General features: G+C 72.2%; 24 protein-coding genes. 13 read left to right on the forward strand and 11 right to left on the reverse strand.

Annotated features, from left to right (window positions below; all coding sequences use genetic code 11):
- Positions 1-3: 3 nt before the first annotated feature.
- On the forward strand, positions 4-492 hold the full coding sequence (locus ACFWP2_RS26765) for a GNAT family N-acetyltransferase (protein ID WP_380455952.1): 489 nt from the start codon (positions 4-6) through the stop codon (positions 490-492).
- 83 nt (positions 493-575) lie between these two features.
- Here ACFWP2_RS26765 and ACFWP2_RS26770 read toward each other — a convergent pair whose 3' ends face one another.
- Complete coding sequence (locus ACFWP2_RS26770; RefSeq protein WP_380455862.1) at positions 576-1,268, reverse strand: RraA family protein; 693 nt, start codon at positions 1,266-1,268, stop codon at positions 576-578.
- 149 nt (positions 1,269-1,417) lie between these two features.
- On the opposite strand from ACFWP2_RS26770, the gene ACFWP2_RS26775 reads away from it, so the two are divergent.
- Positions 1,418-2,017 carry a Uma2 family endonuclease gene (locus tag ACFWP2_RS26775; RefSeq protein WP_380455865.1) on the forward strand — a complete coding sequence of 200 codons (600 nt, stop codon included), beginning with the start codon at positions 1,418-1,420 and terminating at the stop codon, positions 2,015-2,017.
- A gap of 60 nt (positions 2,018-2,077) precedes the next feature.
- Here ACFWP2_RS26775 and ACFWP2_RS26780 read toward each other — a convergent pair whose 3' ends face one another.
- Together ACFWP2_RS26780 and pruA are read right to left on the reverse strand one after the other, a co-directional pair.
- Entirely contained in the window at positions 2,078-3,007 is a 930-nt protein-coding gene (locus tag ACFWP2_RS26780) for a proline dehydrogenase family protein (RefSeq protein WP_360340821.1), read from the reverse strand.
- 162 nt (positions 3,008-3,169) lie between these two features.
- Positions 3,170-4,798, reverse strand: coding sequence for an L-glutamate gamma-semialdehyde dehydrogenase (gene pruA / locus ACFWP2_RS26785; protein ID WP_380455868.1), 1,629 nt, complete (start codon positions 4,796-4,798; stop codon positions 3,170-3,172).
- 465 nt (positions 4,799-5,263) lie between these two features.
- Between pruA and ACFWP2_RS26790 the strand changes: the two genes are divergently transcribed.
- On the forward strand, positions 5,264-6,907 hold the full coding sequence (locus ACFWP2_RS26790; RefSeq protein WP_380455871.1) for a PucR family transcriptional regulator: 1,644 nt from the start codon (positions 5,264-5,266) through the stop codon (positions 6,905-6,907).
- Here the strand turns inward: ACFWP2_RS26790 and ACFWP2_RS26795 are convergent.
- Both ACFWP2_RS26795 and ACFWP2_RS26800 read right to left on the reverse strand, forming a co-directional pair.
- The gene (locus tag ACFWP2_RS26795; protein ID WP_380455874.1) at positions 6,895-8,385 is read right to left on the reverse strand and encodes an alkaline phosphatase PhoX; all 1,491 of its coding nucleotides are present in this window, start codon (positions 8,383-8,385) and stop codon (positions 6,895-6,897) included. The two genes, ACFWP2_RS26790 and ACFWP2_RS26795, sit on opposite strands and share 13 nt — an antisense overlap.
- A 203-nt stretch (positions 8,386-8,588) precedes the next feature.
- Positions 8,589-9,938, reverse strand: coding sequence for a hypothetical protein (locus ACFWP2_RS26800; RefSeq protein WP_380455877.1), 1,350 nt, complete (start codon positions 9,936-9,938; stop codon positions 8,589-8,591).
- Between the two features lie 135 nt (positions 9,939-10,073).
- Between ACFWP2_RS26800 and ACFWP2_RS26805 the strand changes: the two genes are divergently transcribed.
- Positions 10,074-10,532: a VOC family protein gene (locus ACFWP2_RS26805; protein ID WP_380455879.1), complete on the forward strand. Its 459-nt coding sequence runs from the start codon at positions 10,074-10,076 to the stop codon at positions 10,530-10,532.
- 41 nt (positions 10,533-10,573) lie between these two features.
- Here the strand turns inward: ACFWP2_RS26805 and ACFWP2_RS26810 are convergent, their stop codons facing one another.
- Positions 10,574-12,202 carry a hypothetical protein gene (locus tag ACFWP2_RS26810; protein ID WP_380455882.1) on the reverse strand — a complete coding sequence of 543 codons (1,629 nt, stop codon included), beginning with the start codon at positions 12,200-12,202 and terminating at the stop codon, positions 10,574-10,576.
- Between the two features lie 359 nt (positions 12,203-12,561).
- Here ACFWP2_RS26810 and ACFWP2_RS26815 point away from each other — a divergent pair, with 359 nt between their 5' ends.
- The 3 genes from ACFWP2_RS26815 (at position 12,562) to ACFWP2_RS26825 (ending at position 15,481) form a co-directional block, all read left to right on the forward strand.
- A complete protein-coding gene (locus ACFWP2_RS26815; RefSeq protein ID WP_380455884.1) occupies positions 12,562-13,896 on the forward strand; it encodes an MFS transporter in 1,335 nt (444 codons plus the stop codon).
- A gap of 209 nt (positions 13,897-14,105) precedes the next feature.
- Positions 14,106-14,345, forward strand: coding sequence for a hypothetical protein (locus ACFWP2_RS26820; RefSeq protein ID WP_380455887.1), 240 nt, complete (start codon positions 14,106-14,108; stop codon positions 14,343-14,345).
- Positions 14,342-15,481: a DegT/DnrJ/EryC1/StrS family aminotransferase gene (locus ACFWP2_RS26825; RefSeq protein WP_380455890.1), complete on the forward strand. Its 1,140-nt coding sequence runs from the start codon at positions 14,342-14,344 to the stop codon at positions 15,479-15,481. Before ACFWP2_RS26820 ends, ACFWP2_RS26825 begins: the two co-directional genes overlap by 4 nt.
- Before the next feature lie 21 nt (positions 15,482-15,502).
- Here the strand turns inward: ACFWP2_RS26825 and ACFWP2_RS26830 are convergent, their stop codons facing one another.
- Positions 15,503-16,414: a glycosyltransferase family 2 protein gene (locus ACFWP2_RS26830; RefSeq protein WP_380455892.1), complete on the reverse strand. Its 912-nt coding sequence runs from the start codon at positions 16,412-16,414 to the stop codon at positions 15,503-15,505.
- Between ACFWP2_RS26830 and ACFWP2_RS26835 the strand changes: the two genes are divergently transcribed.
- The 6 genes from ACFWP2_RS26835 (at position 16,413) to ACFWP2_RS26860 (ending at position 20,856) form a co-directional block, all read left to right on the forward strand.
- Positions 16,413-17,159 carry a hypothetical protein gene (locus ACFWP2_RS26835; protein ID WP_380455895.1) on the forward strand — a complete coding sequence of 249 codons (747 nt, stop codon included), beginning with the start codon at positions 16,413-16,415 and terminating at the stop codon, positions 17,157-17,159. The two genes, ACFWP2_RS26830 and ACFWP2_RS26835, sit on opposite strands and share 2 nt — an antisense overlap.
- 10 nt (positions 17,160-17,169) lie before the next feature.
- The gene (locus ACFWP2_RS26840; protein WP_380455897.1) at positions 17,170-18,528 is read left to right on the forward strand and encodes a hypothetical protein; all 1,359 of its coding nucleotides are present in this window, start codon (positions 17,170-17,172) and stop codon (positions 18,526-18,528) included.
- On the forward strand, positions 18,498-18,821 hold the full coding sequence (locus tag ACFWP2_RS26845) for a hypothetical protein (RefSeq protein WP_380455899.1): 324 nt from the start codon (positions 18,498-18,500) through the stop codon (positions 18,819-18,821). Before ACFWP2_RS26840 ends, ACFWP2_RS26845 begins: the two co-directional genes overlap by 31 nt.
- Positions 18,822-19,091: 270 nt before the next feature.
- Positions 19,092-19,241, forward strand: a complete 150-nt coding sequence (locus ACFWP2_RS26850; protein WP_380455902.1) for a hypothetical protein — start codon at positions 19,092-19,094, stop codon at positions 19,239-19,241.
- Between the two features lie 147 nt (positions 19,242-19,388).
- Positions 19,389-19,820, forward strand: coding sequence for an NUDIX domain-containing protein (locus ACFWP2_RS26855; protein ID WP_380455904.1), 432 nt, complete (start codon positions 19,389-19,391; stop codon positions 19,818-19,820).
- A 145-nt stretch (positions 19,821-19,965) separates the two neighbouring features.
- Entirely contained in the window at positions 19,966-20,856 is an 891-nt protein-coding gene (locus ACFWP2_RS26860; protein ID WP_380455907.1) for a hypothetical protein, read from the forward strand.
- A gap of 200 nt (positions 20,857-21,056) precedes the next feature.
- Here ACFWP2_RS26860 and ACFWP2_RS26865 read toward each other — a convergent pair whose 3' ends face one another.
- From ACFWP2_RS26865 to sufC, 4 genes are read right to left on the reverse strand one after another with little or no spacing between them, the layout of a single operon-like run.
- Positions 21,057-21,455: a metal-sulfur cluster assembly factor gene (locus tag ACFWP2_RS26865; RefSeq protein WP_380455909.1), complete on the reverse strand. Its 399-nt coding sequence runs from the start codon at positions 21,453-21,455 to the stop codon at positions 21,057-21,059.
- A gap of 22 nt (positions 21,456-21,477) precedes the next feature.
- Positions 21,478-21,930 (reverse strand): Fe-S cluster assembly sulfur transfer protein SufU, encoded by a 453-nt coding sequence (sufU, locus tag ACFWP2_RS26870; protein WP_380455912.1) that lies wholly within the window; start codon positions 21,928-21,930, stop codon positions 21,478-21,480.
- A 21-nt stretch (positions 21,931-21,951) separates the two neighbouring features.
- Entirely contained in the window at positions 21,952-23,211 is a 1,260-nt protein-coding gene (locus ACFWP2_RS26875) for a cysteine desulfurase (RefSeq protein ID WP_380455916.1), read from the reverse strand.
- On the reverse strand, positions 23,208-23,972 hold the full coding sequence (gene sufC / locus ACFWP2_RS26880; protein ID WP_380455919.1) for a Fe-S cluster assembly ATPase SufC: 765 nt from the start codon (positions 23,970-23,972) through the stop codon (positions 23,208-23,210). Before sufC ends, ACFWP2_RS26875 begins: the two co-directional genes overlap by 4 nt.
- Between the last annotated feature and the right edge of the window lie 6 nt (positions 23,973-23,978).

The following is a 23,978-nucleotide window of genomic DNA, read 5'->3' on the forward strand; positions in this document are numbered from 1 at the left end:
CCCATCGACATCCGCGAGGCCACCCCCGAGGACTGGCCCGCCATCTGGCCGTTCTTCCACACCGTCATCGCCGCCGGGGAGACCTTCCCCTACCCCCTGGACATGGACTCCGAGCTGGGCCGGGAGTGGTGGATGCTCGCCGCCCCGAACCGCACGGTGGTCGCGGTGGACGAGGACGGGCGGATCCTCGGCACCGCCAACATGAACCGCAACCGCCCCGGCAACGGCTCGCACGTGGCCAGCGCCAGCTACCTGGTCGACCCGGCCCACCACGGCAGGGGGATCGGGCGGGCCCTGGTCGAGTACACCCTCGACTGGGCCCGCCGGTCCGGCTTCCGCGCCATGCAGTACAACGCGGTGGTCGCCAACAACCACCACGCCGTGAAGCTCTACGAGTCGCTCGGCTTCGAGGTCGTCGGCACCGTCCCCGAGGCCTTCCGCCATCCGGTGGACGGCTACGTCGGCCTGCACGTCATGCACCGGCCGCTGTAACCGACCGCGGTGACCGGCCGCGGTGACCGGCCGCGGTGACCGGCCGCGGTGACCGACCGTTGTCACCGGCCGCAGTGACCGGCCTACTCCTCGATCGCCCCGCCGACCCGCCGCAGGTGCTGCCGGAAGTTGTACGCCGGGTCCGCGGCGCGCCGCTCCAGGTACTCGTCGAAGGCGGTCTGGCGGCGCAGCGTGTCCCCGGCGGCGATCCGCCCGGCCTGCGCGCGCTCGGTCCGGGCGATCGAGCGCGCCGTCTCCAGCACCTCGTCGACCCGGTCGGCGGGCACGAACAGCACCCCGTCCGCGTCGGCGAACACCACGTCCTCGGCGCTCACCGGGTGCGGGCCGAACTTCGCCGTCAGCAGCGCCTCCGGCTCCCGGTCGTCCAGCCGCACCGGGCCGAGCGGCAGCGCCCCGTAGCTGAACACCGGCAGCCCGATCTCCAGCAGCTCGGGCGTGTCCCGGTGCAGCCCCCACACCACGATCCCGGCCACCCTGGCGGCGCGCGCCTCCAGCACCGCGAGGTCCCCGATGCAGGCCTCGTCGGTCCGCCCGCCGTTGTCGACCACCAGCACGTCCCCGTCCCGGGCCGCGCCGTACGCCTCCAGGAACACGTCCACGCTCCCGTAGTGCCGCACCGGCAGCACCCGCCCCGCCACCCGGCTCCCCGCGACCACCCCGGCAACCCCCACCGGCGCCACCCGCACCCCCACCCCGAGCCGCACACAGGCGTCCGCCACCAACGGCGTCGACAGCTCCGCGAAAGCCTTCAGCATCCCCAACTCCTCCACTCGAAAAGCCAGTTCACCAGCACCAAGATCCTAGGCCCGACCTCAAACTCACACCATCGAGTGAAACCTCGCCGTATACGGCATAACCCCGCCGAGCAGCGAATAGCGTGACGGCCACCTGAAGGAGGGGCATCATGAGTGCTGTGGCGCATGAGCAACCGATCACGGGCTCCCCATCGCAGGCCGACATCCTGCTGGAGAGCTTCCTGAGCCTGCACTCCCCCGAAGGCTTCCGGGCCGAGCTCATCGAGGGAGAGATCATCGTGGCACCACCGCCGGACGGCAGGCACGAGTACTACTTCGACCTGCTGATCGACGAGGTGAAAGCCAAGTCGGCTGTCCGCATGCAAGGTTCCGGCAACAAGGGACTGCGATTGACCAGGGGTGGCCTCTGCCCCAAGAACTACGTCATCCCGGACCTGACCTTCGCGCCGAGAGAACTCGACCTCTTCTGGGATGCCCCGTCCTGGATGGACCCGGATGGGGTTGCGATGGTCGCGGAGATCACCTCCAACAAGCCCGACCAGGACCGCATCGCCAAACGCCACTGCTACGCCCGGGCCGGCATCCCGCTCTATCTCCTTGTCGACCGCGAGAAGTCGCAGGTCAGCCTGTTCGCCAAACCGCACCGTGAGGAGTACACCGAGGTCCACCTGGCCGCATTCGGCGAGCCGCTCGCCCTCCCCGCGCCCTTCGACTTCGACCTGGACACCAAGTACTTCCTCCGCCCCTGAGCATGACGACGGCCCGCACCCCCCGTCAGGGGTGCGGGCCGTGGTTCGTGGGCGCCGGGGTCAGCCGCGGGTGGCCATGGCGCGCAGGAAGAAGGTCAGGTTGGCCGGGCGCTCGGCGAGGCGGCGCATGAAGTAGCCGTACCACTCCTGGCCGTACGGAAGGTACACGCGCATCGTGTTGCCCTCGCCGGCGAGGCGCAGCTGCTCCTCGGGGCGGATGCCGTACAGCATCTGGTACTCGAAGGAGTCCCGCTTGCGGCCGTTCCACTGGGCCAGCTGGCCGGCGATCTTGATCATGTTGGGGTCGTGCGAGGCGATCATCGGGTAGCCCTCGCCCGCCATCAGGACCTTCAGGGCGCGGACGTACGCGAGGTCGACCTCGTGCTTGCCCTGGAAGGCGACCGACTCGGGCTCCTTGTAGGCGCCCTTGCACAGGCGCACGCGCGAGCCCTCGCCCGAGAAGTCGCGGCAGTCGGCCTCGGTGCGGCGCAGGTAGGCCTGGAGCACGACGCCCACCCAGGGGAAGTCCGCCCGCAGCTCGCGGGCGATGGCGAGGGTGGAGTCGGTGGTGGTGTGGTCCTCCATGTCGAGGGTCACCGTGGTGCCCGCGTCGGCGGCGAACTCGCAGATGCGGCGGGCGTTCTCCAGCGCGATCTTCTCGCCGTCCACCGGGAGGAACTGGCCGACGGCCGACAGCTTGACGGACACCTCGGCGCCGGCCGCGAGGCCGGTCTCCTTGAGGGCCTTGAGCAGGTGCTCGTAGGCCTCGGCGGTGCCGGCGGCCTGGGCGGCGTCCTTGGTGTCCTCGCCGAGGTGGTCGAGGGTGACCTTGCGGCCGGTGGCGATCAGGTCGTCCGTGGCGGTGACGGCGTCGTCGAGGACGTCGCCGGCGACGAAGCGCTCGACTATCGCGTGGGTCGGCGGGAACTTCTCGACCACGGTGCGGACCTGCGGGGACCGGGAGGCCGCGAGAAGGGCGGAACGGAGCATCGTGACTCCTGGTGCTGGTGTTTCCAAGGGTGGCAGAAGGGCCGGGGCGGCGGGTACGGGGGAGCCCCGCCGCCCCGGCGGGCGACGCCCGGCTGCGGGACCGGGCGTCGCGGGTGACCGGTGGCTACTGGACGAGCCGGACGATCAGTGGCACGGGGCTGGTCAGCCCATGTGCGGGTAGCGGTAGTCCGTCGGCGGGACGAAGGTCTCCTTGACCGAGCGGGTCGAGGTCCAGCGCGCCAGGTTCTGCTTGGCACCGGCCTTGTCGTTGGTGCCCGAGGCCCGGCCGCCGCCGAAGGGCTGCTGGCCGACGACGGCGCCGGTCGGCTTGTCGTTGATGTAGAAGTTGCCGGCCGCGAAGCGCAGCTTGTGCATCGCGTCCTGGGCCGCGGCGCGGTCCTGGGAGATGATCGAGCCGGTCAGGCCGTACGCGGACACCGACTCCATCTGGGCCAGCATCTCCTCGTACTTCTCGTCCTCGTAGACGTACACGGCCAGGATCGGGCCGAAGTACTCGTCCTTGAAGTACTCGCTCGCCGGGTCCTGGCAGACCAGGACGGTCGGGCGGACGAAGTAGCCCACCGAGTCGTCGTAGGTGCCGCCGGCGAGGACCTCGACCTGCGGGTCGGCCTGGGCGCGGTCGATCGCAGCCTTGTTCTTGGCGAAGGAGCGGTCGTCGATGACGGCCGACATGAAGTTGGACAGGTCGCTGACGTCGCCCATGGTGAGGCCGTCGACCTCGGCGGCGAACTCGTCCTTGAGGCCGGCCCAGATCGACGCCGGGACGTAGGCCCGCGACAGCGCCGAGCACTTCTGGCCCTGGAACTCGAAGGCGCCGCGGGTCATCGCGGTCTTCAGGACCTTCGGGTCGGCGGACGGGTGGGCGACCAGGAAGTCCTTGCCGCCGGTCTCGCCGACGATCCGCGGGTAGGTGCGGTAGCCGGCGATGTTGGTGCCGACCTCACGCCACAGGTGCTGGAAGGTGGCGGTGGAGCCGGTGAAGTGGATGCCGGCCAGCGCGGGGTGCTTGAGCGCGACCTCGGAGACGGCCAGGCCGTCACCGGTCACCATGTTGATGACGCCCTTGGGCAGGCCGGCCTCCTCCAGCAGCTGCATCAGCAGGTGCGCGGAGAACTGCTGGGTCGGGGACGGCTTCCACAGCACCACGTTGCCCATCAGCGCGGGCGCGGTCGGCAGGTTGCCGGCGATCGCGGTGAAGTTGAACGGGGTGATCGCGTAGACGAAGCCCTCCAGCGGGCGGTGGTCGCTGCGGTTCCACACGCCGTCCGAGGAGATCGGCTGCTCGGCCATGATCTGGCGGGCGAAGTGCACGTTGAAGCGCAGGAAGTCGACCAGCTCGCAGGGGGTGTCGATCTCGGCCTGCTGGGCGGTCTTGGACTGGCCGAGCATGGTGGCGGCGGCCAGGGTCTCGCGCCAGGGGCCGGCCAGCAGGTCGGCGGCCTTGAGGAAGATCGCGGCGCGGGAGTCGAAGGAGAGCGCCTGCCAGGCCGGGGCGGCGGCCAGGGCAGTGTCGATGGCGTCCTGCGCGTCGGCCTGGGTGGCGTTGCGCAGGGTGCCGAGCCGAGCCGCGTGGTTGTGCGGCTGGACGACGTGGAACTCGGTGCCGCCGCCCATCCGGCGCTCACCGTTGATCGTCATGGTCAGCTGGACCGGCTCCTGGCCGCCCAGCTCCTTCAGCTTGGCCTCCAGGCGAGCCCGTTCCGGGCTGCCGGGGGCGTAGCTGTGGACCGGCTCGTTCACCGGCGCGGGGACCTGGGTCACAGCGTCCATAGAGCGCACGCTCTCCTTCGTTCAGTGCGGGGGGAAGGCCGGCGCGGGTTGCACACCGACCACAGCACGAACGCTATTCCTGGCCACCGGGCCACATGATTGGCCGGGCGGCTAAATTCCCCCGTACGGCGTTGTCCGGCTCGACGAACAGGGTCACGCCGCGGTCACGAACCGTCCCCGTTCGCCCCACCGTTCACACCCCCTCGCACCTCCTCGCACCCCGTCGCACCACCTCGCGCCCCCGGGCCCGCGCCCCCGGCCCGGGGCCCCGGCTCACGCTCCGGCGCTGGCGGCTCCGACCGGTGCGAAGACGGCGCGAAGACGGTGCCCGGACGTCGCGCGGACGTCGCACGACGCACATCGGGGGTCGCGAAGGGGCTTCCCATCCGATGACGGGCCCGAACACTGTCCACCCGGCTAAAATCGACGGCGAAACGTTGTCCGGACGGCTGAAGGAGGACCGGCGTGACCACCCCCGGCCTGCCGCTCCGTCAGCTCCTGATGTCCCTGGGCGAACCGCTGGTCGAGCTCCAGGCCGCCCCGCAGGGCCTGGACGTCCCGGTGCGCGACGTCGCCATCCTCGACCCGGAGGACCCTCCGACCGCCGCTCCCGGCGAACTCGTGCTCGCGATCGGCGCCCGCGGCCGGGCCGCCCTGCCCGCCCTGCGCGCGGCCGGCCGGGCCGGGGCCGCCGCCGTCGCGGTCAAGCTGGACGCCCCCGGCCAGGCCGACGCGCTGCGGGAGGCCGCGACCGACGCGGGCGTCGCCCTGCTCTCGGTGCGCCGCGAGACCCGCTGGGAGCACCTCGACTCGCTCGTCCGGGCGATCATCGTCGGCCCGGACGCCCCGGACGCCGCCGGTTCGCCCGAACCCAACGCGGGCGACCTCTTCTCGCTCGCCCAGACCGTCGCCGTGCTCACCAACGGCATCGTCTCGATCGAGGACACCTCCAGCCGGGTGCTGGCCTACTCCCGTTCCTCCGACTCCGACGAGGTCGACGACCTGCGCCGGCTGTCCATCCTCGGCTGGCAGGGCCCGGAGCCGTACCTGTCCAAGCTCCGCGAGTGGGGCATCTTCCAGCACCTGCGCAGCTCGGACACCCCGATCGCGGTCGAGCCGCACCCCGAGCTGGGCCTGCGCCGCCGTCTGGCGGTCGGCATCCGGGCCGGGGCGCAGCCGCTCGGCACCATCTGGGTGCAGGAGGGCTCCCAGCCGCTGGCCCCGCTGGCCGAGCAGGCCCTGGTCGGCGCCGCCCGGGTCGCGGCCGCCCAGCTGGTGCGCCGTCGCCGGGAGCTGTCCGCCGACGTCCGGCTCACCCAGACCCTGCTCACCGGCCTGCTGGAGGGGTCCACCGGCCCCCAGTCCCTCGCCACCCACCTCGGCCTGGACCTGCGCCGCCCGGCCACCGTCCTGGGCTACAGCGCGCACACCACCGACGCGCTGCACCGCTCCGACGTCACCGGCCTGATCTCGGTGCACACCGCCGCCCGGCACCGCACCGCGCTGCTCGCCCCGATCGAGTCCCGGGTGTACGTGCTGCTGCCCGAGCTGCCGCCCGGCCTGCCGATGACCACCGTGCGGGGCTGGGCCTCCGAAGTGGTGACGGCCGCCCGCGAGCACCTGGGCGTCCCGCTGCGCGCCGCGATCGGCTCGACCGTCGACGGACTGGCCCAGGTGCCCGACTCCCGCGCGCAGGCGGACCGGATCCTGGACGCGATGGGCCGCGGCGGAGTGGACCTCGACGTCGCGGCGCTGATCGACGTCCAGGCGGAGGTGCTGGTCAGCGAGATGCTCGCGCTGCTCCAGGAGCGCACCGGCCTGCGCGACCCGCGGCTGACCGCGCTCACCGAGTACGACCGCCGGCACGGCACCCGGCTCGCCGAGTCGGTGCTGGCCTGGCTGGACGCGCTCGGCGAGGTCCGGGTGGCCGCGGACGCCCTGCACATCCACCCCAACACCCTGCGCTACCGGGTCCGCCGGGCCGAGCAGCTGACCGGCGTCGACCTCGCCCAGCCGCAACAGCGCCTGCTGGCCATGCTGCAACTGCGACTGCCCGCGGACGAGTGGTCCGCGGGCAGTCCGTCACGCTCGGAGGGTCACTCGCCGTAGCCCTGGCCGCGCTTGTGCTCGTTCAGCCGGCGCCACGGGCCGCTGATGGCCAGCTGGATGCCCGGGGTCTGGATGTTGGCGAAGAGGGTCTTGCCGTCGTCCGAGAAGGTCACCCCGGTGAACTCGCTGAACTCGGGCTTCTCGGCGGTGCCGATGTTCAGCTCGTTGCGGGCGATCGGGAAGACCAGGCCCTCCTCGGTGGCGCCGAACAGGTGCGAGACGCCCTCGCCGTCCTCGGCGATCACGATGCCGCCGTACGGCGAGACGGTGATGTTGTCCGGGCCGTCGAAGTTGTCGTGGTCGCCCCAGACGTCGTTGTTGACGCCCAGCAGCACCTTCAGGGTGATGGTGCGGCGGGCCGGGCTGTAGAACCAGACCTGGCCGTCGTGCTGGAGCGGGCTCTCCGAGCGGGCGAAGCTGGAGACGAAGTAGAAGCCGCCGTCACCCCACCACATGCCCTCCAGCTTGCGGGCGCGGGTGACCTCGCCGTCCTTGAACTGCTTGCGCACCGAGACGGTCTTGGCGTCGCGGTCCTGGACCTTGACCCAGTCCACGCCGTAGGTGGTGCCGACCTTGGTCGCGCGGGAGAGGTCGTCGACGAACTTGCCCTGCGCGTCGAAGACCTTGAAGGCCTCCAGCACACCGGCGTCGGCGGCCAGCTGGCGCAGCTTGTAGCGGCCGTGCTTGAAGCCGGCCGGCGGGGTCCAGCGGAACAGCAGGCCGTTCGGGTTCGAGGCGTCCTCGGTCAGGTAGACGTGGCCGCGCTTGGGGTCCACGACGACGGCCTCGTGCGCGTAGCGGCCGAAGGCCTTGACCGGCTGCGGGTCGCGGTTGTAGTCGTCGTCGAACGGGTCGACCTCGAAGATGTAGCCGTGGTCCTTGGTGAAGCCGTTCTTGCCGGCCTTGTCCTCGGTCTCCTCGCCGGACAGCCAGGTGCCCCACGGGGTCACGCCACCGGCGCAGTTGGTGGAGGTGCCCGCGATGCCGACCCACTGCTCGACCGAGCCGTCCCGCTTGGCGTGCACGATGGTGCAGCCGCCGGCCGCGCCCGGGTCGTAGACGTGGCCCTCGGTCAGCGGCACCGGGTGCGGCCACTTGTCGCGGGAGCCGGACAGCTCGTGGTTGACGACCATGTAGTTGCCGCCACGCTCGTCCTCGAAGGCGGAGGTGCCGTCGTGGTTGCTCGGGGTGAACTCGCCGGTGCGCAGCTTCGTGACGCCGGCCCGGTTGAGGACCTTGTACGAGAAGCCCTTCGGCAGCGACAGCAGACCGGCCGGGTCCTGGACCAGCGAGCCGTAGCCGATGGCGGTGCCGGCGGCCGAGTTGGTCCCGGCGGCCGCGGCGACCGGGGCCTCGCCGCCGACCGGGGCGGCGATCGCGCCCGGGGCGCTGGCCAGCGCCTCGGCGCCGCCGGCGATCAGCACGCCGGCCCCGACGAGGGTGGAACGGTTGACGAAGTCCCGGCGGGACAGCGACATGGCAGCAACTCCTGAGGATGAGCGGGGGCGTCGGTGCGGGATGCCGACGCCCAGCAGGCTCCGCCCGGCGGGTGAACCCGGTATGACGTCCACCTCACGTCCAGGCGGCCATTTGCCGACCGATGACCGTCACATGACCTTCGCTTTACGCGCCTCCCCACCGGACGGGCGCCCCACCGGAGGCCGCCCGGACCGACGTCCCGTCAGCGCCGGGCCGCCCGCCACTGCTCCCAGGCCGACAGCCACAGCTGCTCGGCCAGCCGCTGCTCCTCCCACACCCCGGCCCCGCCGCCGCCCGGCCGCTCCCGCCACAGCTGCGCCCAGGCCCGCTGCGCCGGCAGGCTCGCCACCTCGCTGGCGAACACCGTGTACCGGACCACCTCCTCGACGGCCGCCTCGCCGTCCGCCGTGCCGACCAGCCAATGCGTCTGCTGGGACAGCCGGTTGAGGTGGTTCACCATCGAGGTCACCGCCGCCGCGGCCTCCTCCCGGGTCTCGGTGGCCAGCCGCATCTGCTGGCGCACCGCGGCCTCCCAGCGCACCGCGCCGACGTCCCCGCGCAGCCCGCGCGGCAGCCTCGGCGTGCGCCCGACCCGCACCTGCGCCTCGATCGCGGCGGACTCGGCGACGGTCTGCGCGATCAGTGCCCGGTGCGCCTCCATCCCGACGGCGGGCGGCAGTTCGCGCTCCTCGACCGGCACGTGGCGGGCCCGCCGGGCGGCCAGGGCGCGCAGCAGCTCGGTGCGCCCGCGCAGGCAGCGCTCGAAGTCGCCGATCGCGCCGAGCTCCAGAGCGCCGGGGGCCACCCCGCGCCCGCACACCGTCACGGTCAGCCCGCCGACCCGCAGCCGCCCGGCCCACACCGCCTCCGGCCCGGCCGGCGCCGGGGCACCGGACTCCGGCACCGGCCGGTCCTCGTGCACCTCCACCGCGCAGGGCTCGCCGTCCACCGTGATCCACACCCGCAACGCCCGTACCCGGCCCGGCCCGTCGCCCTCGTCGACGCCCAACTGCTCGTAGACGCGGTCCCGTTCGTCCTCGACCAGGTCCTCCAGCTCGGGCAGCTGCTCGCCCCGGTCCGCGCCCGGCCGGTAGGTGCGCACGGTCACGTAGGGGCCGGCCGCCGAGCGCCAGTCACCGCACTGGACCTCGACCCAGCGCAGCTCGCCGCCGGAGGTCTCGAAGGCGGCCAGCGCCTGGCCGATCGCCGCGCCTCCCCCCGGCCCGCCCGCGGGGGCCGGACAGGCGGCCACTCCGTACACCGGGAAGTCGGCCGCCGCCAGGGTCCGGCGGGAGAACTCCTCCTGGTCGGCGAACGGGTCGGCGGCCCGCTCTGCGGCCTGGGCCGCGGCCCGGTCTGCGGCCTGGTCGGCGAGCCGGTCCGTGGCCCGGTCGCCGCGCTGGTCCGCGGCCCGGTCCGCGCTCCGCTCCGCGGGCCGACCGGCGAAACGATCCTCCCGGACCGGCCGGTCCGGAGCCGGGGCGGACCCCGAGGGCCCGCTGTTCCGCTTCTGGTGCCTGCCGCCGCTCTCCCGCATCATCCTGTGCCGCACCCCCGATTCCTCGCACCCGCACCGCTGACGCCACCTTACGTGCCCGCAGCTGCCGGGTCATCAGCTCCGCCTCCGGACGGGGGTGGTGGCCGTGTCAGGCGCCCGGTTGTCAGCGGCCCTCCCTAACCTGGCGGCATGACAGCACAGAACGAGACCACGCAGGGCGCCTTCCCCGCCCGGATCAGCATCGTCACCCTCGGGGTGACCGACCTCGACCGCAGCGCCCGCTTCTACGAGGCCCTCGGCTGGAAGCGCTCCGCCGCCTCCAGCCCGGAGATCGTCTGGTTCCGCACCGCGGACTCGGCGCTCGGCCTCTTCCCCACCGACGAGCTGGCCGCCGACGCGGGCGTGCCCGCCACCGGCGAGCCCTCCTTCCGCGGCGTCACCCTCGCGGTGAACCTGGAGTCCCCCGCGCTGGTGGACGCCGCGCTGCGGACGGCGGTCGAGGCCGGCGCCGTGGTCGTCAAGCCGCCGGTCCCGACCGACTGGGGCGGCTACTCCGGCTACTTCGAGGACCCGGACGGCCACCTCTGGGAGCTGGCCCACAACCCCTTCTTCCCCTTCACCGAGGACGGCTCACTGGACCTCCCGTGACCAGCGCCCCCACTCGGAGCACCCCGTGAAGGTTCGGAGGTTCAGTTCCTGGAGCGCGCCTTGAAGGCCGCCTTGCGCGCCTCCTTGGCCAGCGCCCGGTCCGGGTGCAGCTCCCCGATCGCCTCCAGGACGTCCGCCGTGTACGGGTGGTCGACCCGCCACAGCTCGCCGAACCACCCGGCCGGATCGCCGTTCACCGGCAGGTCGGTGATCAGTTCGCGCAGCAGCTCGGCGTCCCCGCCGTTGTCCAGCAGCTGGGCGGCGAAGGTGTCGACCACCGTCCACAGCGCCATCGCCCGGTCCGGCACCGGCACGTCCGTCGCGCCCTGCGAGGTCAGCCAGGCCCGCGCCGCGCCCCCCAGCTCCGGGTCGTCGATGACCTCCCGGACGGCCGGCTCCGCGGCCGGCCCGAGCAGGTTGAGCGCCGAGACGCAGAGCATCCGGCGCAGCGGGCCGTAGCCGTCGGTGCCGCGCGCCGCCGCGAGCAGCTCGCGCGCCGCCGCCACCGGTTCCCGGTCGGCGGTCCACACCCGCAGCTCCTCGTCCGGCAGCACGTTGGCCGACTCGCACACCCCGCGCAGCAGCTCGGCCGCGTTCCCCCGGGCCAGGTCGCCGACGAGCGGCGCGTCGTAGCCGTCCTCCAGCAGCCACTGCCGGATGCCGTACTGGCCGAGCGGGGTGAGCCGGACCAGCCCGAAGCGGGCCGACTCCTCCTCGTCCAGCGGCTCCTCGCCGACCACGGCGGGCTCCTCGCCGTCCTCCTCGTCGAACAGCTCGGGGTCGATCGGGCGGTAGTCCAGCAGGCCGAGCTCGGCGAGGTCGCCCAGCATCGGGTCGAGCGTGACCATCACGTCCGTGATGTCGCCGAGCAGCTCCTCGCTGGGCTCCTCGCCCTCGGGGACCACCAGCAGCGCGGCCAGCACGCCCAGCGGCACGGTCTCGTTGCCCGGCTCGGCGAAGGCGGTGGTCTCGTAGAGCACCTGGAGGGCCTCGTCCAGCAGCTCGGCGGCCTCGTCGCGGGCCTCCTCGACCTCGGAGAGCCCGTCCTCGTCCTCCTCGGCCTCCTCGCCGTCCCCGTCCGCCGCGCCCTCGGCCCCCTCCGGGACGGAGTCCGCCTCGACGGCCAGCTCCCGGACGATCCCCGCGGCGGTCAGCCACAGCTCCAGGACGGTCTCCGGGTCCCCCTGCTCGGCGGGCTCCAGGTCCGGGCCCGGGACGGCGACGTGCTCGCCCTCGGCGGTCGTGCCGAGCTCCACCAGGTCCAGGTCGCAGGCCAGCGACCAGGCCCGCAGCGCCTCGACCTCGGCCTCCTCGGGCACCTCGCCCCCGCCCTCCGCCGGGGCCAGGCCCAGCAGCCGGGCCGCGGGCGCCCGGTCCTCCTCGACCAGGTCGCCGAACTCGTCCACCGCCCGGTGCGGGGCGGCCCAGCGGGCCAGCGCCAGCGCGTACCCGAACATCGGGACGGCCTTCGCCTGCTCGGCCAGCTCCCGCTCGGCGGGCAGTTTCACCGGCGGGACCAGGACCGCCGCGTCGTCCAGGTCCTCGTCGTCCAGCCCGTGCGCGGCGAACGCCCCGTAGAGGTCCTGGAGCTCCAGGTCCGCGGGCAGCACCGGCTCGGCCGTGCCCTCGCCCGCGGAAGCCCCGGTGTTCTTGCGACGTCGTCCGGCCATCGTTAGTGCGCTCTCCCTCAGCCAGCGGTCAGCCCAACAGCGCCGCGTACCGATCCACCACCTCAGCGTATAGGCCGGGCACTCCCGATGCCCCGCCGATCGGGGCGCATCCAGGGGCGCGCGCCGTGGGCGTGCGCCCACCCTTTATCCTTCGGTCTGGTACGCGCACACCCCGCGCGTGCCACCGGGGCAACGAAGCCCATCGCCCTCCACCCGACCCCGGGCCGGAGGGGCCCTCTTCAGCTCACCTCGCCCCACCAGGGAGCCCGTACCCGCGGCCACCACCACAGCGCCTCCGGACGGGCGCGCCGGCACACCCCGCCGACCCCGGTGGTGCCCGGCCACAGGAGATCCCTGCCATGGCGGACCTCTCCCCCGCCGGCTCCGGCCTGCGCACCGCGCAGCTCGACGGACGCCGACTGTCGGAGGCCCTGCTTCCCCTGGAGCTCGCACCACGTGCCCAGCTCCAGCTCGCCGCGATCAGCCGCTGGAACGCGCTGCGCGGCGTCCGCGTCGGCCTGGTGGCCGCCGCCCTGCTGCTGATGCTGATCGGCGCCAACCTGGCCACGCCGATCTACTCGCTCCTCCAGCAGCAGCTGCACCTCACCGCGCTCGACACCACCGTCCTGTTCGCGATCTACGTGTTCGCGCTCGTCCCGGTACTGGCCGTGGTCGGCCACTGGTCCGACCACCTCGGCCGACGCGCCCTGATCCTGCCCGCCGTCGCGCTGTCCGCCGTCGGCGACGTCGTGTTCGCCACCTCCGGCAGCTTCTGGCAGCTCGCCGCCGGCCGCGCCGTCCAGGGCATCGCCGTCGGCCTGTCCACCGGCGCCGCCGGGGCCGCCCTGGGCGACCTGCTGCCCGACCAGCCGACGCTCGCCGCCAAGATCACCCTGGCCTGCTCGGCGGGCGGCGTCGCCCTCGGCCCCATCGTCGGCGCCCTGCTGGCCGGCGGCTCCGACCCGCTGCTGACGCCCTTCCTGCTGCACGCCATCGCCCTCGTGGCGCTCTGCGTGCCGCTGGCCCTGGTCCACCCCCGGATGCCCGGCCGCAACCGCCCGCCCGCGTCGCCGCCGCGGATCACCACCCCGGCCCACCTGCGCCCCCAGCGCCTGCGGCTGCCGCGCACCGGCCGCCGGGAGTTCCTGCTCGCCGCCACGGCCGGGTTCATCTCCTACGCGGTCTTCGGCGTCTACCTCAGCCTGGCCCCGGCCTTCGCCGCCACACTGCTGCACACCGACTCCAAGCTGGTCGGCGCGATCGTGGCCGCCCTCCTGCTCGGCTCCTCGGCCGCCACCCAGCTGATCGTCCCGCCCACCTCGGACCGCGTGGTGACCGCCCTCGGCATGACCGGCCTGGCCACCGGCCTCGGCCTGGTCGTGGCCGCCGGGTACACCGGCACCCCCGCGCTGCTCTTCATCGGCAGCGTCCTCGGCGGCATCTCCCAGGGCGTGGCCTTCCGCTCCCTGTTCACCAGCGCCGTCGCCGCGATGAACCCGGAGCGCCGCGGCTCCGAGCTCAGCTCCCTGTGGATCATCGTCTACCTCGGCAGCTCCCTGCCCATCGTCATCGTCGGCGCCCTGGTCAGGAGCTACGGCCTCCTCCCCGCCGTCAGCGGCTTCGCCGCCCTCGCCGCCCTCCTCTGCGCGGGCCTCGCCGTGGCTGTGGCCCGCAAGCCCCGACCGACGGCCTGACCGTACGAACCACCGCTGCCCGGGCCCTCTGTGGGGGTCCCGGGCAGCGGCGCATCCGCCGCCGGGTGAACACCCGCGCATGGTCTGCTTCGGCTGAGCAGGTCCCCCGCCGTTCCCCACCATCCACCCCCCACCCGCCTGCCGGCGGGTGCCCGCCCCCGCCCCAGCGCGGACCGGAGCGCGACGAAGCCGACGCGCGCGACTACCGCGTGAGCTTCGCCCACCTCCAGCACCGCATCCCCGGGGCGTGCTCCACCACCCTCAAGGAGGGTGTGCAGGAGATCGCCGATCTCCTGGCGACCCGCCAGGTCACCGACACCGACGAGCCGCAGTACGACAACCACCGGGGCCTGGTGGACGCCTTCGCCACCGGCAAGGTACGGGCCCCGCGTACCCCCGCGTGCCGACGTTACCGGTCCGAGTACACGGCCGTGTGGGGGCAGTCGTGACGGCCACCGCCCCGTTCCTGCCGTGGAACCGGCCCTCGCTCGGGCAGGAGGAGGAGGCCGAGGTCATGAACACCTTGCGCTCGGGTTGGCTCACTGCCGGCCCGAAGGCGGGCCGGTTCGAGGCCGCGGTGAAGGACGCGCTCGGCGTGGAGGAGGCGTTCGCGGTCTCGTCGTGCACCGCCGCTCTCCACCTTGCACTGCTGGCGGCCGGGATCAAGGCGGGCGACGAGGTGATCACCCCGAGCCTGACCTTCTGCGCGGCCCCGAACGCCATCGTCCAGTGCGGCGGCACCCCGGTGTTCGCCGAGGCCGATCCCGACACCTTCAACATCGACCCCTCGGCGGCCGAGCAGGCGATCACCTCCAGGACGAAGGCCGTCGTGGTCATGCACTACGGCGGCCAGCCCTGCGACCTGATGGCCTTCCGCAAGCTGGCCGATGACCACGGCCTGATCCTGATCGAGGACGCCGCCCACGCCCTGCACGCCTGGCGCGACGGCCTTCGGGCGGGCAGCGTCGGCGACCTGGCGGTCTTCTCCTTCTACGCCAACAAGGTCATCACCTGCGGCGAAGGCGGGATGATCGTCGGCCGCACCGACCTCGTCCAGGCCGCCCGTCTGCTCGGCCGGCACGGGATCGACTCCTCCGTGTGGCAGCGGCACGGCGAGCGCCGCACTGCCGACTACGAGGTCACTGTTGCGGGGCTGAAGTACACGATGCCGGACATCACCGCCGCGGTCGGCCTCCAGCAGTTCCACAAGCTGCCGGACTTCACCGCGCGCCGGGCCCAGATCGCCGCCTCCTACGACCGGTCGCTGACCGGTCTCCCGGGGCTGCGGCTGCCGACCGTCCTGGACGGGGTCCGGCACGGCTGGTTCCTCTACCCCGTGCTGATCGACCCGGTGGGCGACCGGACCAGGGATACGGTGGCCGGCATGCTCCTGGACGGCTACGGGGTGGGCACCAGCGTGCACTTCAAGCCGGTGCACCGCCTCGCCGCGTACCGCTACCTGGACTGCCACCTGCCCGTCACCGAGCAGATCGCCGCCCGACAGCTCTCCCTGCCCTGCTACCCGGCCATGACAGCTGCGGACGTGCAGCGCGTCATCGACGCCCTCCATGCCATCTGGGCCTGACCGGGCGTGCTGGGCCGGCCGTCAGAACACGGGCGGCCGGCCCAGCTTCGCCATCCGCCACACCGTGCTCCACCGCATCGGCCGACGCGGCGGACAGGCTGTCCGAACGCCCTCGAGGAAACCGGACCACCACGCCTTGAGTCCCGACATCGGCGGCCGACGAACCACCGTGTAGGCCGCCCAGGAGGTGAGGTAGATCGGCACCAGGACGGCGGGCAGGTGGCGCTTGGCCAGCCACACCCGGTTGCGGGCCGTCATCCGGTAGTAGGTCGCGTGACGGGCCGGGTCGGTGCGAGGGTGCTGAAGCACCAGGTCGGCCCGGTAGTCGATGCGCCAGCCCGCGTCCAGCGCACGCCAGGCGAAGTCGGTCTCCTCGTGCGCGTAGAAGAACGGGGCGGGGAAGTCGCCGACTTGGTCGATCACGCTCATGCGGATGGCGTGGCCGCCGCCGAGGAAGGTGGTGACCTCCCCGGACAGCATCGGGTCCGACGCGCCAAGGCGGGGGACGTGTCGGCGCTGGGTGAACCCGGTCTCATCCGCGATCCGGAAGCTGGCAATGCCCAGCTTCGGCTCGTGCTCGAAGGCCTCCCGGATCAGCCGGAACGTGTCGGTGCGGGGCAGCAGCCCGTCGTCGTCCAGGACGACCAGCACGTCCGTGCCGCCCAGCTTGCGTAGCCGCTCGACACCCGCGTTGCGGCCACCGGGGATGCCGAGGTTCTCCGGCAGCTCCACCGCGTCTACCCACTCCGGCAGCTCGGGCAGCTTCACGCCCTGCCCGAGCACGACGGTCCGAACGCCGCTGTCGCCGCCGTCCTGGGCCCGTACCGACTCCAGCAGCGCCGTCAGCTCCGCAGGCCGGTTTCCCATCGTCAGCACCACCACGCCCAGCGTGACGCCCATCGCACCCGACCCCAACTCGGAGGAACCCTTCATGATCTCGCTGACACCCCGGCCCGGCGGGCCGTCGCTGCGCGAGCTGGCCGGCTCTGGCCGTCTGCCAGACCACCAGGTGATGGACCGGCCGACACTGGACTGGATCACCCGCCACCGGCCGGCTGGCGCGAGTGTCCGAGTCACCATGCCACACCGGCCGCTGCTGCTGGTACCGAACGCCTCCTGGTTCGCCCGCAGGGAGACGGCCACCTCGATCCACGGTGTCCGCCACGGTGCCCGGCTCGCCGTGCTCGTGCAGCTGCTCGCCCCCGGCCTCGGCCTCCCGTTGGACCGTGGGCTGGCACTCGCGGCTGCTGCGGCCTGCCACGACTGCCGGAGGCTCAACGACCGCGACGATCCCGGCCACGGTCAGCGCGCCGCCGACTGGCTCACCGAGTACATCGCCGACGTGGAGGCGGTGTTCGGGACGGCGGCCACAACGGAGGCGATCACCGCGGTCGCCCTCCACGACGTCCCGCACGACACCTTCACCCGCAACCAGGCACGCGGCTACCGGCAGCACCAGGTGGCGGTGGACCTCCTCAAGGCAGCTGACGCGCTCGACCGCTACCGGCTTCCGCTGGCCCGCTGGTGGCCCGACCTCAACCGCCTACGCCTGCAGGTTCCCGCCTGGGCCCCGGTCCTCGCCCACGACCTGGTCGTGGGCAGCGAGCAGGCCCACCTCGACGGCGCGACCGACACCCAGGCCCTGGAGCACGCGCTCCGGGCCGTGATGCCCGAGTAGGAGAAGCCCCGTGCACACCGAGTGGGATCTCGCGCACAACGACTACAGCGCGCTGCCCGACCGACCGTTGCCCGCCGGCCTCACCGACACCGAGGCCGACTGGCGCCAGCGCCTGGCCCAGAGCCCGAACGGGCACCTGCTGCACGAGGACGGCAACGCCATGCTCGCCTCGCTCGCCTCCGGCGGCCCGGTCCACCTGCTGCACCTGACCCGTTCCCTGGACGCCATCCGCTCCAGCGGCCACCTGCTCGCCTCCACCGGATGCCTGATCGGGGCCGTCTACGGCTCGCCCCTCACCCCGCTGCCCGGCGGCGCGCTGCGGCCCCACAACCTCGGCTCCTACCTACTGGACGCCCGCCACGGCCTGGCCAGCCGCCGCGACAGCACACCCCTGGTCATCCAAGTCACCCCCGGTCGCCCGGCACCGGCCAAGGGCCTGAACTACCTGCGGCTCGGCGGCATCCATCTGCGGACCTACCAGGCGTGCCGGCATGTCCTCACCGCAGCCGAGGACGACCAGGTGCTGCGGTCCATCGTGGACCGGGTGTGCGTCGCAGCCCCGTTCCTCGACAAGCTCCTGCACAACGCCAGTGGTGGCACGACGCCGGAAGAGTCGTTCATCGACGCCCTCGCCGCCACGGTCCCCGTCTTCCCCTATCTCGGGTACCTCTACTTCGAGACCGTCGCCGAATACCTGATGCTCCACTCCACCAGCCGGGCCACCCGGGAGTACGCGGACCGTGGGGAGATGAACAACCGGCTCTACAAGGAACTCGCCTTCTCCGCCGTGGACAGCATGGGCACTCTCTTCGACCTCGGGCGGTTCTACCCGGGCCACGCCCGGCTCCTCGATCTCGTCGGAGGCATCGAGCCCGGCCTGGCGACGTCGGCCGCCGACTACATCCGCCGGCGCATGTCCCATCTCTTCGCCACTACGTCCCTGACACCCCGCCAGGACATCCGGGACTTCACGTTCCACGCGGCGGACCTGGGCGCGATGGCCGAGACGGCACCACACCTCCTCGGCCAGCTGATCTTCCGGGAGATCCGGCTCCTCGACCGCTACCCGCAGCTCTACCACTGCTTCGAGCAGGCCAAGGCCATGCAGGCGTGGGCCTACTGGAACAGGGAGGGCATCTCGACGCCGTTCAACGGCGTCAGCCCCAAGGGAGAGATCGGCATCAACCCGGCCTGCCCCGACGCCCGGTTCACCGTCTGGACAGCGGAGTCATGCAAGCAGGGGCTTCTCCGACCGGTTGAGCAGATCGCCGCTGTTCCAGCCCCGCGGCTCGTGCCGTGGCTGGTTGCTCCCTTTCGGGACCGGACGGAGGAGGAACGGTGGTCGAAGCGCCGCGTGGCCCCGACGTGATCGGGCGGCACCAGTTGATCGTGCTTCGCGGCAACTCCTACGCGGTCAAGGGACGCCACCCGAGCCCGCACCAGCCGGTGCGGGCCCGACCGAGGCCTACGCCGCCCTCGGACTGCCCCTGCGGGTCTTCCGGCTGCGGATCGGACCCCGGCGAGGGCTACATTGCCCCCACCGAACTGCTGCCCCACGACAGCTCCACCGAGGACCAGCCCCAACCGTCCACCGTCGCGTTCCGGCTCGGCCACTGGCCACGCGGCGTCCTGGCCTCGCTGATCTGGGCCCGGCCCGTGTGAGCCTTTCCGCTGCCTGTGATGGTGGCAGCATCGCGTCCAACTCCCGTTCATGTAGGAGAACTTCCATGGCTGCTGCGCCACCGCGTAGCCCCCGTCCGGTCACGCCTCGACTTCCTGACGGCCCGACCTTCGACCAGGAGCTGTGCGGGCTCGTGCTCGACACCGCACCCCGCCTGTTCGCCGTTGTCCAGGTGTGCGACGAGGGCCTGCCGGATGTCGACGGGTGGGTCGTGGCCTGGGGGGGTCGTCGACCACCGCGGGCGGGCGCACGTGATCAGCATCGACGGGCAGGCGCGAATGACCCTCACATCTCCCTATCGGGCCTTGCGCCATTTCGCCGAGCGACCGGGGATCACCGCGCGGCTGGTCTGGCTCGCAAGGCCGACTGCAGCCGCGCTGGAGCAGGCCGAAGCCGCCTAACCTTGACCTGCTGGCACGAGCGGGCCGTGAAGGACGCGGCAGGCTGGGGTCTTGGGGCGAACCCACCCAGTTGGGCCGGGTGGGCCCGCCCCTGCGGCATTGGTGCCTGACCGTCCCCCGCACCACCGACCAGGAAAGCAGACCACCATGCAACACCGCGTCCGTGCCGTCCTCCTCACCCCGAACAACACGATGCTGCTGATCAAGCGCATCCGCCCCGGCGTCGCCCCGTACTGGGTGATCGTCGGCGGAAAGATCGAGCCGACCGACGCCGGCCCCGAGGAGGCCCTGCTGCGTGAGGTCCGTGAGGAGATCGCCGGCGAGGCCGAGATCGTCGGCCTCCTCCACACCGTCCAGACCGGCGACGAGCGCCAGGACTTCTACCTCGCCACCGTCGACAAGTGGAGCTTCGAGGACCGCACCGGTCCCGAGTTCAGCCAGGAAGGCCGGGGCGAGTACCTCCTGGAGGAGATCCCCCTCACCGCCGGAGCCCTCGATGCGGTCAACCTCCTGCCTCAGGAGATCGCCGTAGTCCTCCGCGAGGCGGTCGAACGCGGGGAACTCCTCGCCGCCAGGTAGTCGCGGTAGTCGCAAACGCCGGATGCCACGAAAGCCTCACCCAGTGTCAAATACCGTGATACGTTCCGTCATCCAATCGAAGAACAGGCGACCCCGGCGGTGCTGGTAACACCCCGGGGTCCGGCAACAGGAGCAGACACTCCCGATGCGTGTCCATCGTAGCGCCCACGTGCGCGACTTCACCGTGCTGCCCAACGCCCTTCTCCAGTACCGGCGGTTGAGCTACACCGCCCGCGGCCTGCTCGCGGACCTCCTCTCCCGCCCCGACGGCTGGCGGGAGGACGGTCGGCACATGGCCGACTCCAGCCCGCAGGGGCGCGGTGCTGTCCGCAAGGCCCTGAAGGAGCTGACCGACGCGGGCTTCTACCGCGTCGAGAAGATCCGGATGCCGGACGGCACCATCCGCACCGAGACCCACGTGTACGACACGCCGTGGTGCGCGCCGGGTGCCACCCCTCCGGCGCCCGGTAGAGCGGCAACCGGCGCTGCTGGCAGCCCTGTTGTAAAGAACCGGCACAAAGAACCCTCCCTCCCCGCGAGTTCGGACGGTGACGTCAGGCCGGAGGAGCGGGACGAGGCTTCCGAGACCGAGGAGGTCCGGGAAGCGATGGCCACGCTCTTCCGCGTGATCCGCCCCGACCCCCGCCTGCGCCTGGGCGAGGCCGAAGCGCGCGAACTCGCTCCCCTGGTCGCCGAATGGCTGGCTCGCGGCAGCACGCCGGCCGACCTCACCCACGCCCTGCTGCCGGGCCTGCCTGTCCCGATGCACTCGGCGGCCGCCGTGCTCCGCTACCGCCTGGAGCACAAGATGCCGCCCGCCCGGCCCGCTGCACGGCCACCGGCCCGGTACGCCGAGTGCGCCGAGTGTCACGACCCGGTGCCCGGGCCGGGCATCTGCCGCCCGTGCGCCGGCCTGACGCCCCGGACCCTCACGGTCGGCCAGGGGGCGGACGTGGCAGCGGCAGGTGCCGCCCGGGTCCGAGCCGCTCTTCGCTCCGCGATGACCGGCGGTCGGCCTGCCCGCATCGCCGCCTGAGACACACTGTCCCACCGGTCCGAAGGGGCTCCGGCAGGTAGGTCGCCCTGCTCCGTCAGCGCCGCGTGGGCCGGGGGCGGGGGCGGGGGCGGGAATGATGGCCTCGCGACGGGCAGAGCCACCGCGTGCCGACGCGCCGAAACGCCGCTGCCCGCGACTTCCGAAGAAGTCCCGGGCAGCGGCGTCCGGTACGGCAGGCCTCAGACGTTGAAGCCGAGGGCGCGGAGCTGCTCGCGGCCGTCGTCGGTGATCTTGTCGGGGCCCCACGGCGGCATCCAGACCCAGTTGATGCGCAGGTCCTGCACCAGGCCGTCGGTGGCGGTCTTGGCCTGGTCCTCGATGACGTCGGTCAGCGGGCAGGCCGCCGAGGTGAGCGTCATGTCGATGGTGGCCACGTCGGACTCGTCGATGTGGATGCCGTAGATCAGGCCCAGGTTGACGACGTCGATGCCCAGTTCGGGGTCGACGACGTCCATCAGGGCCTCGGTCAGGTCCTCGACCGAGACCGTGCCGGCGGTGGTGCCGACGATGATGCCGGCCTGCTGCTCCTCCGCAGCGGAGGCCTCGGCGGCGGCGGTGGTGGTGCTCTCGTCACTCATGGTCTTGTCCTCCTCTGCGGGGTCAGTCGTTCACGGCGGGGTTCTGGGCGAGCGCCTGGGCGGTGGCGTCCTTCCAGGCCATCCAGCTGAGCAGGGCGCACTTGACCCGGGCCGGGTACTTGGAGACGCCGGCGAACGCGACCGCGTCCTCCAGCACCTCCTCGTCGCCCTCGCCCTGGCCCTTGCTCTGCATCAGCTCCAGGAAGGCCTCCTGGACCGCCTGCGCCTCGCCCACGGTCTTGCCGACCACCAGGTCGTTGAGCACCGAGGCGCTCGCCTGGCTGATCGAACAGCCCTGCGACTCGTACGAGACGTCCGCGACGGTGGCGCCGTCGAGCTTCACCCGCAGGGTGATCTCGTCGCCGCACGTCGGGTTGACGTGGTGCACCTCGGCGTCACCGTCCCGCAGCCCCTTGCCGTGCGGGTTGCGGTAGTGGTCCAGGATGATGTCCTGGTACATCGAGTCGAGCTTCATGGTTCGTCCTGCCCCGTCCCGTCAGCCGAAGAAGTTCCGGACGTGGTGCAGGCCGTCGATCAGCGCGTCGACCTCGCCCGGCGTCGAGTACAGATAGAACGACGCCCGCGTGGTCGCCGGAATTCCGTACCGCAGGCACACCGGCCGCGCGCAGTGGTGGCCGACGCGCACGGCGATGCCCTGCTCGTCCAGCACCTGGCCCACGTCGTGCGGGTGGATGTCGCCGAGGGTGAAGGAGATCGCGGCGCCGCGGTCCACGGCCGTGCGCGGGCCGATGATCCGCAGGTCGGGGACCTCCAGCAGCCGCTCGACGGCGTACTCGGTGATCGCGTGCTCGTGCGCCGCGATCCGCTCCATGCCGATGTCCTGGAGGTAGTCGATGGCCGCGCCGAGCCCGACCGCCTGGGCGATCGGCGGGGTGCCGGCCTCGAACTTGTGGGGGGCCGGGGCGTAGGTGGACGAGCCCATGGTGACGGTCTCGATCATCTCGCCGCCGCCGAGGAACGGCGGGAGGTCCTCCAGCAGCTCCTGGCGGCCCCAGAGGACACCGATGCCGGTCGGGGCCAGCATCTTGTGGCCGGTGAAGGCGACGAAGTCGGCCTCCAGCGCCTGCACGTCCAGCACCATGTGCGGCGCGGCCTGCGAGGCGTCGATGACGACCAGCGCGCCGACCGACTGGGCCTTGCGGACGATCGTCTCGACCGGGTTGACCGTGCCCAGCAGGTTGGAGACCAGGGTGAAGGAGACCACCTTGGTCTTCTCGGTGATCAGCTCGTCGATGTTCGACAGGTCGAGCCGGCCCTCGTCGGTCAGCCCGAACCACTTGAGCTTCGCGCCGCTGCGCTGCGACAACAGCTGCCACGGGACGATGTTGGAGTGGTGCTCCATCTCCGTGATGACGATCTCGGAGTCGGCGTCCACCCGGTACGGCTCGTCGGCCCAGGCCAGCATGTTGGCGACGAGGTTGAGCGACTCCGAGGCGTTCTTGGTGAAGATCACCTCGTTGCGGCTCGGCGCGTTGACGAACGCCGCGACCTTGTCCCGGGCGCCCTCGTACAGCGCCGTGGCCTCCTCGGCGAGCACGTGCACGCCGCGGTGGACGTTGGCGTTGTGCCGCTCGTAGTAGGCGTTCAGCGCCTCCAGCACCTGGCGCGGCTTCTGCGAGGTCGCCGCGTTGTCCAGGTAGACCAGCGGCTTGTCGTCGTGCAGCACCCGCTGGAGGACCGGGAAGTCCTTGCGGATCGCGTCGGTGTCGAGCAGTCCCGTAAACGGATGGGTCACTCGGACGCGCCCCCCTTCACGTACGCCTCGTAGCCCTCGTTCTCCAGCTTGTCGGCCAGCTCGGCGCCGCCGGACTCGACGATGCGGCCGCCCGCGAAGACGTGGACGTGGTCGGGCTTGATGTACCGCAGGATGCGGGTGTAGTGGGTGACCAGCAGGGTGCCGACCTCGCCGGTCGAGCGGACCCGGTTGATGCCCTCGGAGACGATCCGCAGCGCGTCGACGTCCAGGCCGGAGTCGGTCTCGTCGAGGATCGCGATCTTCGGCTTGAGCAGCTCCAGCTGGAGGATCTCGTGGCGCTTCTTCTCGCCGCCGGAGAAGCCCTCGTTGACGTTGCGCTCGGCGAAGGCCGGGTCCATCTGGAGGGCGGCCATCGCCTCCTTGACCTCCTTCACCCACAGCCGCAGCTTCGGGGCCTCGCCGCGGACGGCGGTGGCGGCGGTGCGCAGGAAGTTGCTGACCGAGACGCCGGGGACCTCGACCGGGTACTGCATGGCCAGGAAGACGCCGGCCTTGGCGCGCTCGTCGACGGACATCTCCAGGACGTCCTCGCCGTCCAGCAGCACCGAGCCGCCGGTGACGGTGTACTTGGGGTGACCGGCCAGCGAATAGGCCAGGGTGGACTTGCCGGAGCCGTTCGGACCCATGATGGCGTGGGTCTCGCCCTGCTTCACCGTCAGGTCGACGCCCTTCAGGATCTCGCGCGGGCCGTTCTCGGCCTCCACGGAGACGTGCAGGTCGCGGATTTCAAGGGTTGCCATGTGTAC

Origin of the sequence: Kitasatospora sp. NPDC058444 (genome assembly GCF_042721415.1) — a bacterium.
Classification (GTDB): Bacteria; Actinomycetota; Actinomycetes; order Streptomycetales; family Streptomycetaceae; genus Kitasatospora.

What these genes read in the sequence shown, in the direction of transcription:
- ACFWP2_RS26865 (WP_380455909.1), bottom strand. Translation starts at nt 21,455, where the DNA reads ATGAGTGACGAGAGCACCACCACCGCCGCCGCCGAGGCCTCCGCTGCG.
- ACFWP2_RS26810 (WP_380455882.1), bottom strand. Translation starts at nt 12,202, where the DNA reads ATGGCCGGACGACGTCGCAAGAACACCGGGGCTTCCGCGGGCGAGGGC.
- ACFWP2_RS26770 (WP_380455862.1), bottom strand. Translation starts at nt 1,268, where the DNA reads ATGCTGAAGGCTTTCGCGGAGCTGTCGACGCCGTTGGTGGCGGACGCC.
- ACFWP2_RS26855 (WP_380455904.1), top strand. Translation starts at nt 19,389, where the DNA reads ATGCAACACCGCGTCCGTGCCGTCCTCCTCACCCCGAACAACACGATG.
- ACFWP2_RS26795 (WP_380455874.1), bottom strand. Translation starts at nt 8,385, where the DNA reads ATGTCGCTGTCCCGCCGGGACTTCGTCAACCGTTCCACCCTCGTCGGG.
- ACFWP2_RS26860 (WP_380455907.1), top strand. Translation starts at nt 19,966, where the DNA reads ATGCGTGTCCATCGTAGCGCCCACGTGCGCGACTTCACCGTGCTGCCC.
- pruA (WP_380455868.1), bottom strand. Translation starts at nt 4,798, where the DNA reads ATGGACGCTGTGACCCAGGTCCCCGCGCCGGTGAACGAGCCGGTCCAC.
- ACFWP2_RS26780 (WP_360340821.1), bottom strand. Translation starts at nt 3,007, where the DNA reads ATGCTCCGTTCCGCCCTTCTCGCGGCCTCCCGGTCCCCGCAGGTCCGC.
- ACFWP2_RS26830 (WP_380455892.1), bottom strand. Translation starts at nt 16,414, where the DNA reads ATGAAGGGTTCCTCCGAGTTGGGGTCGGGTGCGATGGGCGTCACGCTG.
- ACFWP2_RS26835 (WP_380455895.1), top strand. Translation starts at nt 16,413, where the DNA reads ATGATCTCGCTGACACCCCGGCCCGGCGGGCCGTCGCTGCGCGAGCTG.
- sufC (WP_380455919.1), bottom strand. Translation starts at nt 23,972, where the DNA reads ATGGCAACCCTTGAAATCCGCGACCTGCACGTCTCCGTGGAGGCCGAG.
- ACFWP2_RS26775 (WP_380455865.1), top strand. Translation starts at nt 1,418, where the DNA reads ATGAGTGCTGTGGCGCATGAGCAACCGATCACGGGCTCCCCATCGCAG.
- sufU (WP_380455912.1), bottom strand. Translation starts at nt 21,930, where the DNA reads ATGAAGCTCGACTCGATGTACCAGGACATCATCCTGGACCACTACCGC.
- ACFWP2_RS26815 (WP_380455884.1), top strand. Translation starts at nt 12,562, where the DNA reads ATGGCGGACCTCTCCCCCGCCGGCTCCGGCCTGCGCACCGCGCAGCTC.
- ACFWP2_RS26805 (WP_380455879.1), top strand. Translation starts at nt 10,074, where the DNA reads ATGACAGCACAGAACGAGACCACGCAGGGCGCCTTCCCCGCCCGGATC.